The organism is Geodermatophilus obscurus DSM 43160 (assembly GCF_000025345.1).
GTDB classification, from domain to species: Bacteria; Actinomycetota; Actinomycetes; order Mycobacteriales; family Geodermatophilaceae; genus Geodermatophilus; species Geodermatophilus obscurus.
In genome coordinates this window covers 5,169,856-5,183,672 of the sequence record NC_013757.1, presented here as the reverse complement: position 1 = coordinate 5,183,672, position 13,817 = coordinate 5,169,856, and the positions used below count along the sequence as shown (strand labels likewise).

Here is a 13,817-nt window from a genome sequence, read left to right as displayed (position 1 = left end):
GCCCTCCTGCTCTCCCCGGCGGGCGATCGGGCGCCGGCTGCACCCCACCTCGTCCCGGGTCCGGGTGTCCTACCCCGCTGGAGCCGGTCCACCGACGGCCGGCGGCCCGGATCGCAGCGTGGACTCCGAGCACGCGGAGGATCCAGGAGGACTGTGGACCCGCGCGGGACGGCGGCCCCTGCAGGGTCCCGCCGCGTGCTGGAACGGCGGCCCCGTCCCGGGTCCTGCCCTGAGCCTGCGAGCGGTGGGGGGCAGGGGCGGCCCCGTCCCGGGTCCCGCCCTGAGCCTGCGAAGGGCGGGGAGGACGGGGTCCTTTCTTTAGCCTGCTCCGGTGACGACCGCCTACCGGATCGCCGAGGCCGCGGCCCTGCTCGGCGTCAGCGACGACACGGTGCGCCGCTGGATCGACAGCGGCCGGTTGCCGGCCTCCCGCGACGGCGGCGGTCCTGCGCACGTCGACGGCGCCGACCTCGCCCGGCTGGCCACGCAGCTGCACGAGGCTCCCGAGCCGGGCACCACCCGCGGCTCCTCGGCCCGCAACCGGCTGACCGGCATCGTCACCCGCGTGGTCCGCGACACGGTGATGGCGCAGGTGGAGATCCAGGCGGGGCCGTTCCGTCTGGTCTCGCTGATGTCGCGCGAGGCGGCCGACGAGCTCGGCCTGGACGTCGGCGTGCGGGCCGTGGCCACGGTCAAGGCCACCCAGGTCAGCGTCGACGTCCCCTGACGGCGGCCCTCGCAGGGTCCCGCCCGAGCGGAGCGCGGGGGTGGGGGCGAGGGAGTCCTCTTCCGGTCCTCGACGGCGAGCACCACCTCGGTCGACTCCACCAGGACGACGACCGCCGAGCCCACCGACGGCCCGAGGTCCTCCACCGCCTCCTCGGTGATCGACGCGGTCATCCCCGGACCGCCGACCTCGACCTCGACCGTCGCCATCACCGACCCGGGCGTGACCGCGGTGACCGTGCCGGACAGCTGGTTGCTGCTGGACAGGGGCATCGAGGCTCCTCGGGTCGGCGGCGAGGGGCCGGCCGTTCGGCCCTGCGGACCCTCCACGCATCCTGGGCGCCGCGGATCCGGAGCCATCTCGGTTATGGTCCCGCAGGCGCGGATCGGTTGGTCCGCTCGGCAGGGAGGAGTCCCGATGCGGGTCCGGAGCTCGGTGGTGCTGGTGGCGATGGCCCTGGGCGCGCTGAGCGCCTGCGGCGGCGGGGACGACGGCGTGGCCGCGACGACCACGACGGCGACGTCCGACGACGGCGGGCTCGGCGGCACGCTGACCGTCTTCGCCGCCGCCTCGCTCACCGACGTCTTCACCGACCTCGGCGAGCAGCTCGAGGCCGGCCACCCCGGCCTGGACGTGCGGTTCACCTTCGCCGGCAGCTCGGCGCTGGCCACCCAGGTCACCCAGGGCGCCCCGGCCGACGTCTTCGCCAGCGCCAACGAGTCGCAGATGGCCGTCGTCACCGAGGCCGGGCTGGCCGACGGCGAGCCGCAGGTCTTCGCCGCCAACGTGTTGCAGATCGCCGTCCCGGCGGGCAACCCGGCCGGCGTCACGGGGCTCGCCGACCTCGCCCGGGAGGAGCTCGCGCTCGCGGTATGCGCTCCGCAGGTGCCGTGCGGCGCGGCCGCCGAGGACGTCTTCGCCGCGGCCGGCGTCGAGGCGGCGCCCGACACGCTCGAGGAGGACGTGCGGGCCGCGCTGACCAAGGTCGAGATCGGCGAGGTCGACGCCGCGCTGGTCTACACGACCGACGTCACCGCGGCCGGGGACGCCGTCGAGGGCATCGACGTCCCGGAGGCCGAGCGGGCGGTCAACGACTACCCGGTCGCGGTGCTCGCCGACGCACCCAACCCGCAGGCGGCCGCCGCCTTCGTCGAGCTGGTGCGCTCGGAGGAGGGGCAGCAGGCGCTCGCCGCCGCCGGCTTCCGGATCCCGTGAGCGGAGCGCCGCGCGGGAGCGAACCGTGGGCACCGTGAGGCGCAGGCGGGAACCCGGCGTCCCGCTCCCGCTGCTCGTCCCGGCGGTCCTCGCCGTCGCCTTCCTGGTCCTGCCGCTGGCCGGCCTCGTCCTCCGCGCGCCCTGGGGTGAGCTGGGCCCGCAGCTGGCCGGCCCGGCGGTCGGCCAGGCGCTGCGCCTGAGCCTGGTCTCCGCCACGGCCGCGACCGCGCTGTCCCTCGTGCTCGGCGTCCCGCTGGCCTGGGTGCTCGCCCGGTCCCAGGCCCGCGGCCGGTCGGTGCTGCGCGCGCTGGTCACCGTGCCGCTGGTGCTGCCCCCGGTCGTCGGCGGTGTCGCGCTGTTCCTGGTGCTGGGCCGGCAGGGCATCGTCGGTCGCTGGCTGGACCAGGCCCTCGACGTGACGATCCCGTTCACCACCACCGCGGTCGTCATCGCCGAGACCTTCGTGGCCATGCCGTTCCTCGTGATCAGCGTCGAGGGCGCGCTGCGCGCCGCCGACGCCCGCTTCGAGGACGCCGCCGCCACCCTGGGCGCCGACCGGTGGACGACGTTCCGCCGGGTCACCCTGCCGCTGGTCGCGCCCGGGATCGCCGCCGGCGCGGTGCTGTGCTGGGCCCGTGCGCTCGGCGAGTTCGGCGCCACCATCACCTTCGCGGGCAACTTCCCGGGGACGACGCAGACGATGCCGCTCGCGGTCTACCTGGCGCTCCAGCAGGACCCCGACGCGGCGATCGTGCTCTCCCTCGTGCTGCTCGCCGTCTCCGTCGCCACGCTGCTCCTCCTGCGCGACCGCTGGCTGTCCCGACCAGGAGCCGCGGCGTGAGGTCCGCGGTGGGCACGTGGACTGCTCGTGACCGCTGGCTCACCCGGGCGGTGCGGTGAGCCTCACCGCGGACGTCCGGGTCGACCGGGGTCCGCTGACCGTCGAGCTCGACCTCGAGGTGGCCGACGGGGAGGTGCTCGCCGTCCTCGGGCCCAACGGCGCCGGCAAGTCCACGCTGCTGCGCGTGCTCGCCGGGCTGCTGCCGCCCGACGACGGCCGGGTCGTCGTCGGCTCCGAGACGTGGGACGACGTCCCCGCCGGTGTGCACGTCCCCGCCCACGAGCGCCGCCTCGGCATGGTCTTCCAGGACCACCTGCTCTTCCCGCACCTGTCGGTCACCGACAACGTCGCCTTCGGCCTGCGCACCCGCGGCCTCGGCAAGCCCGCCGCCCGCGCCGCGGCCCGCGACTGGCTCGCGCGCGTGGGCATCGCCGAGCTCGGGGACCGGCGGCCCGGCCGGCTCTCCGGCGGGCAGGCGCAGCGGGCGGCGCTGGCCCGCGCCCTGGTGGGGGAGCCGGCGCTGCTGCTGCTCGACGAGCCGCTCTCGGCGCTGGACGCCCGCACCCGGCTCACCGTCCGCGCCGAGCTGCGCCGCCACCTCGGCGAGTTCCCCGGCAGCACGGTGCTCGTCACGCACGACCCGGTCGACGCGATGGCGCTGGCCGACCGGGTGGTCGTGGTGGAGGAGGGCCGCGTCGTGCAGGCCGGGACGCCGGCCGACGTCAGCCGCCACCCCCGTACCGACTACGTCGCCCGGCTGGTCGGCCTGGCGCTGCTGCCGGGCACCGGCGAGGGGACGACGGTGCGGCTCGACGGCGGCGGCCGCGTGGCGGTGGCCGAGGAGGCGGCGGGGCCGGTGTTCGTCGCCGTCCGCCCCGAGTCGGTGGCGCTGTGGCCCGCGCGGCCCGAGGGCAGCCCGCGCAACGTGTGGCCGGCCCGGCTGGTCTCGGCCACGCCGCACGGGTCGACGGTGCGCTGCGAGCTCGACGGCGAGGTGCCGCTGGTCGCCGACGTCACCGCGACCGCCTTCGCCGAGCTGGGCCTGGCCCCCGGCACGCCGGTGTGGGCGTCGGTCAAGGCCTCCGACGTCGCCGTCTACGCGCGCTGAGAGGCCCGGGCCGCGACGACCACCGGGGATCACCGTGGCGGGTCCTGGCTCTCTCCCGGTCGTGAGCCAGGACCCGCGGTGATCAGGTCAGCTGGTCATCGGGGAGGGTGGCCGGATGAGCACGGTCGCGGGGCTGGTCCTCGCCGCGGGCGGCGGGCGCCGCTACGGCATGCCCAAGGCGCTGGTCGAGTACGAGGGCAGCCTGCTGGTGGAGCGGGCGGTGCGGACGGCGCGGGCGGTGTGCGACCCGGTGCTCGTCGTCCTCGGGGCGCAGGCGGTCGACGTCTGGCGGACGGCGGACCTCGACGGCGCCACCGTGCTGGCCAATCGCGACTGGGAGACCGGCATGGCCTCCTCGCTGCGCACCGGCCTGGACGGGCTGCGCGGCTGGCCCGGTCGCGTCGACGCCGTGCTGGTCACGCTGGTCGACATGCCGGGGATGACGCCCGAGGCGCTGCGCGCACTCGCCGCGCACGCCGCCCCCGACGCGCTGGCGATCGCCACCTACGACGGCGTCCGCGGGCACCCGGTGCTGCTCGGCCGCGAGCACTGGGCCGGCGTGGCCGCGACCGCGACCGGCGACGAGGGCGCCCGCCGGTACCTCGCCGGCGCCGACGTCACCGAGGTCGACTGCACCGGCCTGGCCGATCCGACCGACCTCGACGTGCCGCCCGGCGGGGTACCGTCGGCGCCGTGATCGCCCGGGTCGTCGACGCGCCCCTGTCCGTCGCCGAGCACGAGGACGCCGTCGCCGACAAGGCGGCCGGTGCGGTCGTCTCCTTCGCCGGCGTGGTCCGCGACCACGACGGTGGCCGGTCGGTGACCGAGCTGGAGTACGTGGGCCACCCGAGCGCCGAGCAGGTCATCGTCGAGCTGGCGCAGGAGTTCGCGGCGCGACCCGAGGTGCACGCCGTCGCCGTCTCCCACCGGGTGGGCATGCTCGGCATCGGTGACGTCGCGCTGGCCTGCGCGGTCAGCACCTCGCACCGCGGGGATGCCTTCGCCGCCTGCGCCGAGCTCGTCGACCTGGTGAAGGAGCGGCTGCCGATCTGGAAGCGGCAGGTCTTCACCGACGGTGACGAGGAGTGGGTCGCCTGCCCCTGACGCGTCTGCCCCGTCAGCGGTCGACCAGAACCACCTCGAAGCGATCCGCGGTCGGCGGGATGCCGGTGTCGAACTTGGCGTTCACCACGGCCAGGTCGCCGTCCGACACGATCAGCGTCGTCGGGACCTGGAAGTCCTCGTCGTGGATCGTCTCCTCGACCGCCCCGGAGGTCAGGTCGGCGCTCAGCCGGACCCGGACCACCTGGTTCAGCTGGTTCTGCACCGCCCAGAGGTCGTTGCCCTCGACCTGGATGCCGTCCACGCTCGGCACGTCGACCCCGGCGATCCGGGTGCTGGACCCGGTCTCCGGGTCCACGGTGTAGACAGCGCCGTTGGCCGAGTGCGCGACCACGAGCGTCCCGCCGTCGGGGGTGGCGGCGATCCCGTTGAGGTTGATGTCCGCGGGCCGCTCGGCCGCCCCGCCCGTCAGCTCCAGGGTCCGCGCCGTCCCGGGCTCGCGGTCGTGGACGGGGACGAGGTACAGCCGGGGCTGACGGCTGTCGGTGAACCAGGCGCCGTCCGGGGTGACGGTGACGTCGTTGACGAACGACCCGCCGGGGTCGCCGAGCTCGTAGGTGGCGACCGCGGCGCCCGTGCACAGGTCGTACACGTACGCCCGGCCCGGAGAGGTGCCGGGGGCGCCGGGGAAGGCGCCGCCGCCTGCCACGAAGAGAAGGTCGTGCTCGAGGTCGGCGAACATGCCGATGGCCATCCGGCCGTCGGGGGCGTCGATGAACAGCTCCGCAGTCCTGCGCCCGAGGTCTCCCCGGAAGACGTCCCCCCGGAACAGGTCCCCGGCGTAGAAGGTGTCACCGCGGCCCTCGGCGATGCCCTCCGCGGAGCTCGCGCCGGGGAGGACGATGACGTCGTCGCCCTCCGGCTGCGCCGCGGCCGGGGCGGCGGTGACGGCCAGCACTCCCACCACCGGAGCGAGGAGCAGCGCCGCCCTGCGGGTCCGGTTCGCGGGCGTGTACCGGGCGGACCTGGCCATCGAGGGCCTCCTGGTCGGGCCGCGTCCGAGCCCGCGCACGGGCAGGGGCTCGGACGCATCAGGACGGGCGTGGGCTCACCGCCGGTGCCCACTGTGGACCTGGACGCGCTGCACGAGAAGGGTCCTCAGACCGCCGACTGGTCCGGGCCTCCGGCTCGGAGTCGCATGCTCCCCTCGACCGGGTCCGGCGGCGTCATGCCGGCGGCGAGGAGCGTGCTCAGCAGGCGTGCCACCGTCTCGACCAGGGGCAGGTCACGCGCGGCACTGCGCGGCCGGGCACGGAACCCCCAGGCGCACAGCGTGCCGAACAGTTCCCCCTCCGGGCTGACGAGCGGGACGCCGATGTAGGCGGCGATCCGCGAGGTCGGCCCGGTCATGCGCTTGGCGAAGGCCGGGACGGCGGCGGTGACCGTAGCGGCCCGTGGGGCCTCCCCGGCGACCATGGCACGACAGAAGGTGTCCGCCCACGGGAGCCAGGTCCCGGGTCGGACCACGTCGGGTGGATGGGCGTGCAGCACGACCTGCCGGTCGTCCACGACGCGGGTCACCACCCACACGTCCCAGCCCAGGCGCTCGTGCAGTGCCGCGATCGCTCCGCAAGCCGCGGCCGGGAAGTCGCGCCAGGGGGCGACGTCCAGGACGGCGGGAACGGTCATGCCCACGATCGTCCTCGGTCGGTCAGCATTCCGGTACTGGATCGTGCGCAGATCAGCGGACCGGGGCAGCTCCGTCGTCCGGGTTCCGCCGGACGGCGTCGTCGCGCTGTGCGCCCTCCTCGTGCAGCGCGGCCTCCTCCTCGGCCTCGCCCTCCAGCCGGTGGGCCTCTCCGTGCAGCTGCGCGGCGGCGTCCCCGTGGGACTCGCCGTACACCTCCTCGGCGCGGCCGACGAGTTCCTCGACCCTGGCCTTCGCCCTGCCCCAGATGCTCATGGGCCCATTCTCCGCCGACGGCGAGACGGCCGGGCGGCCCCCGGGCAGGAGAAGGACCCCGTCCTCCTCACCCTCGCAAGCTCGGGGCGAGCCTCGGGCCGGGGCCGGGGTCGGGATTCTTCTTCAGCCTCCGGCGAAGGGCGGCAGCACGTCGACGACCGCGCCGGGCGCCAGCGCCAGCGACCGGTCCCGGGTCTGGGTGCCGTCGACGAGGAACGAGCAGGCGGTGAGCACCTTCTCCAGCCGCTCCCCGTGCGTCTCGACGATCTGGCCGACGAGCTCGTCGAGCGTGCCGGCGTCCCGGGTCTCGGTCTCCACGCCGGCGGCCGCGCGGGCCCCGGCGAAGTACCGGACGGTGACGCTCGCTGCCATGGTCAGCCCCCGATCGCCGACATGGGCCGCGCGGGCTGCAGGAAGCTCGGGTCGTCGATGCCGTGCCCGGGCAGCTTGCCGAGGGTGGCGATCCGCCAGCGGTCGGCCAGCTCGGCGTCGGTGGCGCCGTCGCGCAGCGCCGTCCGCAGGTCGGACTCCTCGCGGGCGAACAGACAGTTGCGGACCTGCCCGTCGGCGGTCAGCCGGGTGCGGTCGCAGCTGCCGCAGAAGGAGCGGGTCACCGAGGCGATGACACCGACGGTCGCCGGGCCGCCGTCGACCAGCCAGCGCTCGGCCGGGGCCGAGCCGCGCTCCTCGGTATCCGGGGTCAGGGTGTGCGCCGCTGACAGCCGCTCGAGGATGTCCTCGGCGGTGACCATCTCGCCGCGGGTCCAGGCGTGGTGGGCGTCCAGCGGCATCTGCTCGATGAAGCGCAGCTGGTAGCCGTGCTCGAGGCAGAAGTCCAGCAGCGGGACGGCGTCCTCCTCGTTCATCCCCCGCAGCAGGACGGCGTTGACCTTGACCGGCGTGAGCCCGGCCCGCTGCGCGGCGGCCAGTCCGGCGAGGACGTCGTCGAGCCGGTCGCGGTGGGTGAGCTGCTTGAAGCGGTCGCGGTCGAGGGTGTCGAGGCTGACGTTGATCCGGTCCAGCCCGGCGGCGGCCAGCGCCGGGGCGACCCGGGCCAGGCCGATCGCGTTGGTGGTCAGGCTGACCTCGGGGCGCGGCTGCAGCGCGGTGGCGGCTGCGACGATGCCGACGAGGCCGGGACGCAGCAGCGGCTCGCCGCCGGTGAAGCGGACCTCGCGGATGCCGAGCTGCTCGACGCCGATGCGGACCAGCCGGGCGATCTCCTCGTCGGTGAGCACCTCGACCTTGGGCAGCCAGTCCAGGCCCTCGGGTGGCATGCAGTACGTGCAGCGCAGGTTGCACCGGTCGGTCAGCGACACCCGCAGGTCGGTCGCGACCCGGCCGTGCCGGTCCACGAGCCCACCGGTGCCGGGGGCGGGGTCCGGACGGCGGACCACCGGGTCCGGGAGCGGGCTGGTCGAGGTCACGCCTGCGAATGTAGTGCGGGAGGACGACGCTGTGCCGCTCCCCGAGCGGGTGGTGGGGGGCGACCGGAGCTCCGGTCGCCCCCCACCGGGACTGCCGGGGTCAGCCGATGGGCGTCGGCGACACCGGCTCCGGCGGCACCGGCACCGAGCCCTGGATCCGGTTGCGGGCCTGGCAGTCGGTGGTGCAGTTGGTCGCGCCGGCCGACAGCTCGATCGAGTCCTCGCCGAGCACGCCGCCCATCCGGCCGCCCGGGGCGACCGACCAGCGGGTCGTCGTCCCGTCCTGGGCGAGCTTGGTGGCCACCTGCGGGCTGTCCTTGCCGAGCAGCATCTGGTGCGTCGCGTCGCCGGGGACGCCGTTCCCGAAATTGATCTTCCCGGTGTACTCGTTGACGAAGTAGAAGAGCGTCGGGCCGAGGGTGTGCAGGTACTCGACCGGGCCGCCGAACTCCTGCTCCATCTGGAAGATGCCGCCCTGCGGGGCGTCCTTGGCCTGCACCTTGAGCTTGCCGGCGGCGGTGGTGAACTCCGCGACGAGGACGCCGTCGCGCAGCCGCAGCTCGCCGAGCCGCACGCCGCGCAGCTGGGCGGCGGTCAGCTGCGGCACCTTCGAGGCGAAGACGACGGTCGGGGTGGTCACCATCCGCTGCGGGTCCGGCGCGCCGGTCAGCGTGTAGTCCAGGACGCCGAGCGTCGCGGGGTCGATCGTGAACCCGACGTGCTGTCCGCGGACGGCGATCGGGCCGGTCGGGGTCACGTCGCGCAGCCGGGCCTCCTGACCGGCGGCCGGGTTCGTCGTGCGGCCGTTGACGGTGACGGCGAAGTCGCCAGCCGTCGCGGTGGTCGTCGTCGAGCCGCCGTCCTCGGCGGAGGCGACCGGGTCGTCGCCGCCCTTGGCGGCGGCGGTCCCCGGGGCGAGCAGGACGGCGAGACCGAGGACGACGGCCGGCAGCAGGCGCGGGCGGGAGTTCGCGGACACGGGGCTCCTTCGGCAGGGGTGCGGCGCGTGTGCGGTCGCTCACTAAGAGTGAATGAAACGTCAAGCAACCATCGGGCGGCGCGCCGGGCGGCGGAATCGCGGCGGCGGGCCACAGGGGCGCGTTGCTACCGTCGCGGGGCCACCCGAGAGACCGGCGGGCATCCCCGCACTCGCCTGTGGCCAGGAAGCGCGAGACGTCCCGTGTCACCCCGCACCGTGTTCAGTCCCTACGCCCGCCTGTTCGCCGTCCCCGGCTCGGTCGCGTTCTCCTTCGCCGGGTGGGTCGCCCGGCTGCCCATCCCCATGCTCGGCCTGGGCGCCGTCCTGCTCGTCGCCGGCGAGACCGGCAGCTACGGCCTGGCCGGCGCGGTGTCGGGCACGCTCGCGCTGAGCTTCTCGATCGCCAGCCCGCAGTGGGCGCGCGCCATGGACCGCCGCGGGCAGGGCGCCGTCCTGCGCGTGGCCATGACCGGCTACCTGCTCTGCGGCTACGGCTTCGTCGCGGCGGTGACGGCCGGCGGGCCGCTGTGGACCTGGTTCGCGCTCGCCGCGCTGTGCGGCGCCAGCGGGCCCAACATCGGGTCGCTGGTGCGGGCCCGGTGGGCGGAGGCGCTGGCCGAGCCGGGCCGCCGACAGACCGCCTTCGCGCTGGAGGCCGTCGTCGACGAGGTCGTCTTCGTCGTCGGTCCGCCGCTGGTGACGCTGCTGGCCACGCTGCTCGCCCCACCCGTCGGCTTCCTCACCGGCATCACGCTCGGGGCGATCGGCGGCCTCTGGCTGGCCCGGCAGCATGCCACCGAGCCGGCCGTCTCACCGCCCGATCCCGGCGGGCCGTCCCGGCGGTGGGCCGCACTGAACGCGACGGTGCTCGTCGTGGCGGTCACCTACGCGGCGGTCGGCACGGTCTTCGGCGCGATGGACGTCGTCGTGGTCGGGTTCGCCGACGAGCAGGGCGCGCCCGCGCTCGCCGGCCTGGCGCTGGCCGTCTACGCCTTCGGCAGCCTCGTGGCGGGCCTGCTCTACGGCGTGGCCCGGCTGCCCGGGACGCTGGCCGCCCGCTTCCTGGTCACCGCCGTCGCCTTCGGTGTGGCCGCGCAACTGCTGTGGGGGGTGGGGTCGCTGGCGGTGCTGGTGCCCGCGGGCTTCCTCGCCGGCACGGCGATCGCGCCGGTGCTGGTCTCGGGGACCTCGCTGGTCGAGTCCCGGGTGCCCCGGACCGCGCTCACCGAGGCGCTGTCGTGGACCACCACCGGGCTCACCCTGGGTGTCACCGCCGGCTCCGCGCTGGCCGGGGCCGCCGTCGACGCCTGGGGCGCGGAGGCCGCGTTCGCCGTCCCGGCAGGAGCGGCGGCGGCGGCGGCGCTCGTGGCGCTGGCCGGCGCACCGCTGTTGCGCAGCCGCCCGGTGCCGGTGCCGGCGGCATGAGCCTCACCGTGCGGCCGCTGGCCGACGACGAGCTGCCCGCCGCCTGGGAGCTGGGCCGGCTGGCCTTCGGCGGGCCGGCCACGGCGCCGGAGCGGGCGCTGCGGCCGGTCCCCGGGCTGCTGCGGATCGGGGCCTTCGACGAGCGCGGCCGGCTGGTCGGCAAGGCCACCGACACCGGCCACGAGCAGTGGTGGGGCGGCCGCGCGCTGGCCACGGTCGACGTCGGCGGCGTCGCCGTGCTGCCCGAGCACCGCGGCGGCGGGGTGGCCCGGGCGCTGCTCGCCGACCTGCTCGCCCGCGGCCGGGAGCGGGGGGCCGCGGTCAGCGCGCTGTACCCGACCGTCTCGGCGGTCTACCGGCGGCTGGGGTGGGAGGTCGTGGGCGCGCTGCAGCGGGCCGACCTGGACACCGCCTCGCTGCCGTCGGTCCCGGTGCCCGGCGTCGCGGTGCGCCCGGGCGAGCCGGCCGACCTCGCGGTGGTCGACGCGCTGTACGAGGCCCTCGCCCGGCCCCGCACCGGGCTGCTCACCCGCCGCGGCGGCGCGTTCGCCCTGCCGCACGAGGGGCGCTGGCCCGACGGGGTGGACGGCGTCACGGTGGTCGAGCAGGACGGCGTCCCGACCGGGGCCCTGGTGTACGAGCGCGGCACCGGCTACGGGCCCGAGGCGCGGCTGACCGTGCACGACCTGGTCGCGGTCACCGCCGAGGCGGCGCGGGCGCTGGTCGGGGTGCTGGCCGGCTGGCGCACCGTGACCCGCACCGTGCGGGTGCCGCTGCTGACCGGCGACGCGGTGGCCGGGGTGCTCCCGCTCGAGCGTTCACCCGAGGGCCCTGGAGCGGCGTTCATGCACCGGCCGGTCGACGTGGTGCGCGCCGTCGCCGACCGCGGCTGGCCGGCGCACGTGCGCGGGCGGGTGGCGTTCACGCTGCTCGACCCGGTCGTGACGGAGAACACCGGGCCGTGGGAGCTGGAGCTCGCCGACGGCGCCGGGGAGCTGCGCCGCCCCGGCCGCGAGCCGGGGCTGACCCTCGACGTCCGCGGGTTCGCGCAGCTCTACTGCGGGATCACCAGCGGACGGGTGGCGGCGCTGGCCGGGCTGGTCTCCGGCCCGGACGACCCGGCCGCGCTGGACCTGCTCGCGTCCGGCCCGCCGGTCCAGTTGCTCGACTACTTCTGACGACGGGTTGAGGGCCGGTCGACCGGGTAGGCGGTCGGTAGGCAGGCTGCGCCCACGTGTGTGCGCGGCGCCCCCATCCGTCAGCGAGAGGAGCCCTCGTGGCCACCGTGCCCGCGATCCGACTCAACAACGGCGTCGAGATCCCCCAGCTGGGGTTCGGCGTCTACCAGGTCCCGCCGGAGGACACCGCCGACGCCGTCTCCACGGCCCTGGAGATCGGCTACCGGCACATCGACACCGCCGAGATGTACGGCAACGAGAAGGGCGTCGGTGAGGCCGTCGCACGCTCCGGCATCGACCGCGGTGAGGTCTTCGTGACCAGCAAGCTGAACAACGGCTTCCACCGCCGCGACGACGCGCTGCGCGCCTTCGACCAGTCGCTGGGCGACCTCGGCCTCGAGTACCTCGACCTCTTCCTCGTCCACTGGCCGCTGCCGGGGATCGACGTGGACTACATCGAGACCTGGAAGGCGATGGAGGAGATCTACGCCGGCGGCCGCTGCCGCGCGATCGGCGTCTCGAACTTCCAGGCCCACCACCTGCGCCGGCTGTTCAGCGAGACCCAGGTGCGCCCCGCGGTCAACCAGATCGAGGTGCACCCCTACCTCACGCAGGAGGAGCTGCGGGCCTTCGACGCCGACCACGAGATCGTCACCGAGGCCTGGTCGCCGATCGCGCAGGGCAAGGTGCTCGACGACCCGGCGATCGTGGCCATCGCCGAGCGGCTGGACCGCACCCCGGCCCAGGTCGTGCTGCGGTGGCACGTGCAGCGCGGTGACGTCGTCTTCCCGAAGTCGGTCTCCCGCCAGCGCATGCAGGAGAACTTCGAGCTGTTCGACTTCGAGCTCGGCACCGGTGACATGGCCACGCTCACCGGTCTGGACCGCGGCGAGCGCACCGGTCCCGACCCGGACACCTTCAACTACATCCCGGGCTGAGGGACGACCCCGTCCTCCACCGCTCGTGCGGCCCCCTGCAGGGTCCTGCGACGGTGGGGGGCGGGGGTCCTTCCTCAGTCCGTCGTCACGAAGTCGATGAGCTCTTCGACCCGGCCGATCAGCGCCGGCTCCAGGTCGGTCCAGGTGCGCACCCGGGCGAGGATCCGCTGCGCCCAGACGTAGCCGGTGTCGTCCTCCCAGCCCAGCCGGCGGCAGACGCCGTCCTTCCAGGACTCGCCCTTGGGCACCACCGGCCACGCCCTGATCCCGACGACCGACGGCTTGACGGCCTGCCAGATGTCGATGAACGGGTGCCCGACCACCAGGGCGTGGTCCCCGGTCACCTGAGCGGCGATGCGGGACTCCTTGGAGCCGGTCACCAGGTGGTCGACCAGCACCCCGAGCCGCCGTCCGGACGCCGGGCGGAAGTCGCGCACGATGCCGGGCAGGTCGTCGACGCCGTGCAGCGGCTCCACGACGACGCCCTCGATGCGCAGGTCGTGGCCCCAGACCTTCTCGACGAGCTCGGCGTCGTGCTTGCCCTCGACGTAGATCCGGCCCTCGCGGGCGACCCGGGCTCGGGCGCCGGCCACGTAGGTCGAGCCGGACGCGCTGCGGGTCGGGGCCACCGGCGCCTGCGGCCTCGGGCGCACGAGGACGACCGGGCGGCCGTCGACCCAGAACCCGGGGCCGAGCGGGTAGGCGCGCACCTTCCCGAACCGGTCCTCGAGGTGGACGACGGCCTTCTCGCAGCGCACCACGGCGCCCACGAACCCCGAGCTCGGGTCCTCGACGACCAGGTCGCGCTGGGCCTCGACCTGGGGGCTGGGCTTCTTGACGGTGCGCGGGTGCACCAGGTTGTCGTACGGCGAGCGGGGAGGCACGCCTCCCAGGATGAGCAGGCGGGGGCCGGACGGCGGAGGCGACGCGCCGGTGCCGCACCATCTGCGACAC

General features: G+C 75.5%; 16 protein-coding genes and 2 pseudogenes. 10 read left to right on the top strand and 8 right to left on the bottom strand.

The window, feature by feature from the left end; translation table 11 throughout:
- Window positions 1–331: 331 nt before the first annotated feature.
- Entirely contained in the window at window positions 332–727 is a 396-nt protein-coding gene (locus GOBS_RS24365; protein WP_012950924.1) for a TOBE domain-containing protein, read from the top strand.
- 95 nt (window positions 728–822) lie between these two features.
- Here the strand turns inward: GOBS_RS24365 and GOBS_RS29890 are convergent.
- Window positions 823–999 (bottom strand): annotated as a pseudogene (locus GOBS_RS29890) (TOBE domain-containing protein); the annotation flags it as partial.
- Between the two features lie 145 nt (window positions 1,000–1,144).
- Between GOBS_RS29890 and modA the strand changes: the two are divergent.
- The 6 genes and pseudogenes from modA (at window position 1,145) to GOBS_RS24340 (ending at window position 4,995) form a co-directional block, all read left to right on the top strand.
- On the top strand, window positions 1,145–1,942 hold the full coding sequence (modA, locus tag GOBS_RS24360) for a molybdate ABC transporter substrate-binding protein (protein ID WP_012950923.1): 798 nt from the start codon (window positions 1,145–1,147) through the stop codon (window positions 1,940–1,942).
- Window positions 1,943–1,976: 34 nt separating this feature from the next.
- Entirely contained in the window at window positions 1,977–2,783 is an 807-nt protein-coding gene (modB, locus tag GOBS_RS24355) for a molybdate ABC transporter permease subunit (RefSeq protein ID WP_208104354.1), read from the top strand.
- Window positions 2,784–2,835: 52 nt separating this feature from the next.
- Window positions 2,836–3,315 (top strand): annotated as a pseudogene (locus GOBS_RS29970) (ATP-binding cassette domain-containing protein); the annotation flags it as partial.
- 120 nt (window positions 3,316–3,435) lie between these two features.
- Window positions 3,436–3,891, top strand: coding sequence for a TOBE domain-containing protein (locus GOBS_RS29965; RefSeq protein WP_425557011.1), 456 nt, complete (start codon window positions 3,436–3,438; stop codon window positions 3,889–3,891).
- 115 nt (window positions 3,892–4,006) lie between these two features.
- Window positions 4,007–4,588, top strand: a complete 582-nt coding sequence (locus tag GOBS_RS24345; RefSeq protein ID WP_012950920.1) for a nucleotidyltransferase family protein — start codon at window positions 4,007–4,009, stop codon at window positions 4,586–4,588.
- Window positions 4,585–4,995 carry a molybdenum cofactor biosynthesis protein MoaE gene (locus GOBS_RS24340; protein ID WP_012950919.1) on the top strand — a complete coding sequence of 137 codons (411 nt, stop codon included), beginning with the start codon at window positions 4,585–4,587 and terminating at the stop codon, window positions 4,993–4,995. The genes GOBS_RS24345 and GOBS_RS24340 overlap by 4 nt, the downstream gene beginning before the upstream one ends.
- Before the next feature lie 13 nt (window positions 4,996–5,008).
- On the opposite strand, the gene GOBS_RS24335 is transcribed toward GOBS_RS24340, so the two are convergent.
- The 6 genes from GOBS_RS24335 to GOBS_RS24310 form a co-directional block, all read right to left on the bottom strand.
- A complete protein-coding gene (locus tag GOBS_RS24335; protein ID WP_012950918.1) occupies window positions 5,009–5,986 on the bottom strand; it encodes an SMP-30/gluconolactonase/LRE family protein in 978 nt (325 codons plus the stop codon).
- A gap of 125 nt (window positions 5,987–6,111) precedes the next feature.
- Window positions 6,112–6,642 carry a GAF domain-containing protein gene (locus GOBS_RS24330; RefSeq protein ID WP_041241670.1) on the bottom strand — a complete coding sequence of 177 codons (531 nt, stop codon included), beginning with the start codon at window positions 6,640–6,642 and terminating at the stop codon, window positions 6,112–6,114.
- 52 nt (window positions 6,643–6,694) lie between these two features.
- The gene (locus tag GOBS_RS24325; protein ID WP_012950916.1) at window positions 6,695–6,916 is read right to left on the bottom strand and encodes a hypothetical protein; all 222 of its coding nucleotides are present in this window, start codon (window positions 6,914–6,916) and stop codon (window positions 6,695–6,697) included.
- A gap of 123 nt (window positions 6,917–7,039) precedes the next feature.
- A complete protein-coding gene (locus GOBS_RS24320; protein WP_012950915.1) occupies window positions 7,040–7,288 on the bottom strand; it encodes a MoaD/ThiS family protein in 249 nt (82 codons plus the stop codon).
- Window positions 7,289–7,290: 2 nt separating this feature from the next.
- Window positions 7,291–8,343 carry a GTP 3',8-cyclase MoaA gene (moaA, locus tag GOBS_RS24315; protein WP_208104353.1) on the bottom strand — a complete coding sequence of 351 codons (1,053 nt, stop codon included), beginning with the start codon at window positions 8,341–8,343 and terminating at the stop codon, window positions 7,291–7,293.
- Window positions 8,344–8,443: 100 nt separating this feature from the next.
- Window positions 8,444–9,322: a hypothetical protein gene (locus tag GOBS_RS24310; protein ID WP_012950913.1), complete on the bottom strand. Its 879-nt coding sequence runs from the start codon at window positions 9,320–9,322 to the stop codon at window positions 8,444–8,446.
- A gap of 201 nt (window positions 9,323–9,523) precedes the next feature.
- Here GOBS_RS24310 and GOBS_RS24305 point away from each other — a divergent pair, with 201 nt between their 5' ends.
- The 3 genes from GOBS_RS24305 (at window position 9,524) to GOBS_RS24295 (ending at window position 12,863) form a co-directional block, all read left to right on the top strand.
- On the top strand, window positions 9,524–10,747 hold the full coding sequence (locus GOBS_RS24305) for an MFS transporter (RefSeq protein ID WP_012950912.1): 1,224 nt from the start codon (window positions 9,524–9,526) through the stop codon (window positions 10,745–10,747).
- Window positions 10,744–11,925, top strand: coding sequence for a GNAT family N-acetyltransferase (locus GOBS_RS24300; protein WP_012950911.1), 1,182 nt, complete (start codon window positions 10,744–10,746; stop codon window positions 11,923–11,925). Before GOBS_RS24305 ends, GOBS_RS24300 begins: the two co-directional genes overlap by 4 nt.
- A gap of 98 nt (window positions 11,926–12,023) precedes the next feature.
- On the top strand, window positions 12,024–12,863 hold the full coding sequence (locus GOBS_RS24295; protein ID WP_012950910.1) for an aldo/keto reductase: 840 nt from the start codon (window positions 12,024–12,026) through the stop codon (window positions 12,861–12,863).
- A gap of 74 nt (window positions 12,864–12,937) precedes the next feature.
- Here the strand turns inward: GOBS_RS24295 and GOBS_RS24290 are convergent, their stop codons facing one another.
- Window positions 12,938–13,747, bottom strand: a complete 810-nt coding sequence (locus GOBS_RS24290) for a DUF3097 domain-containing protein (protein WP_012950909.1) — start codon at window positions 13,745–13,747, stop codon at window positions 12,938–12,940.
- Between the last annotated feature and the right edge of the window lie 70 nt (window positions 13,748–13,817).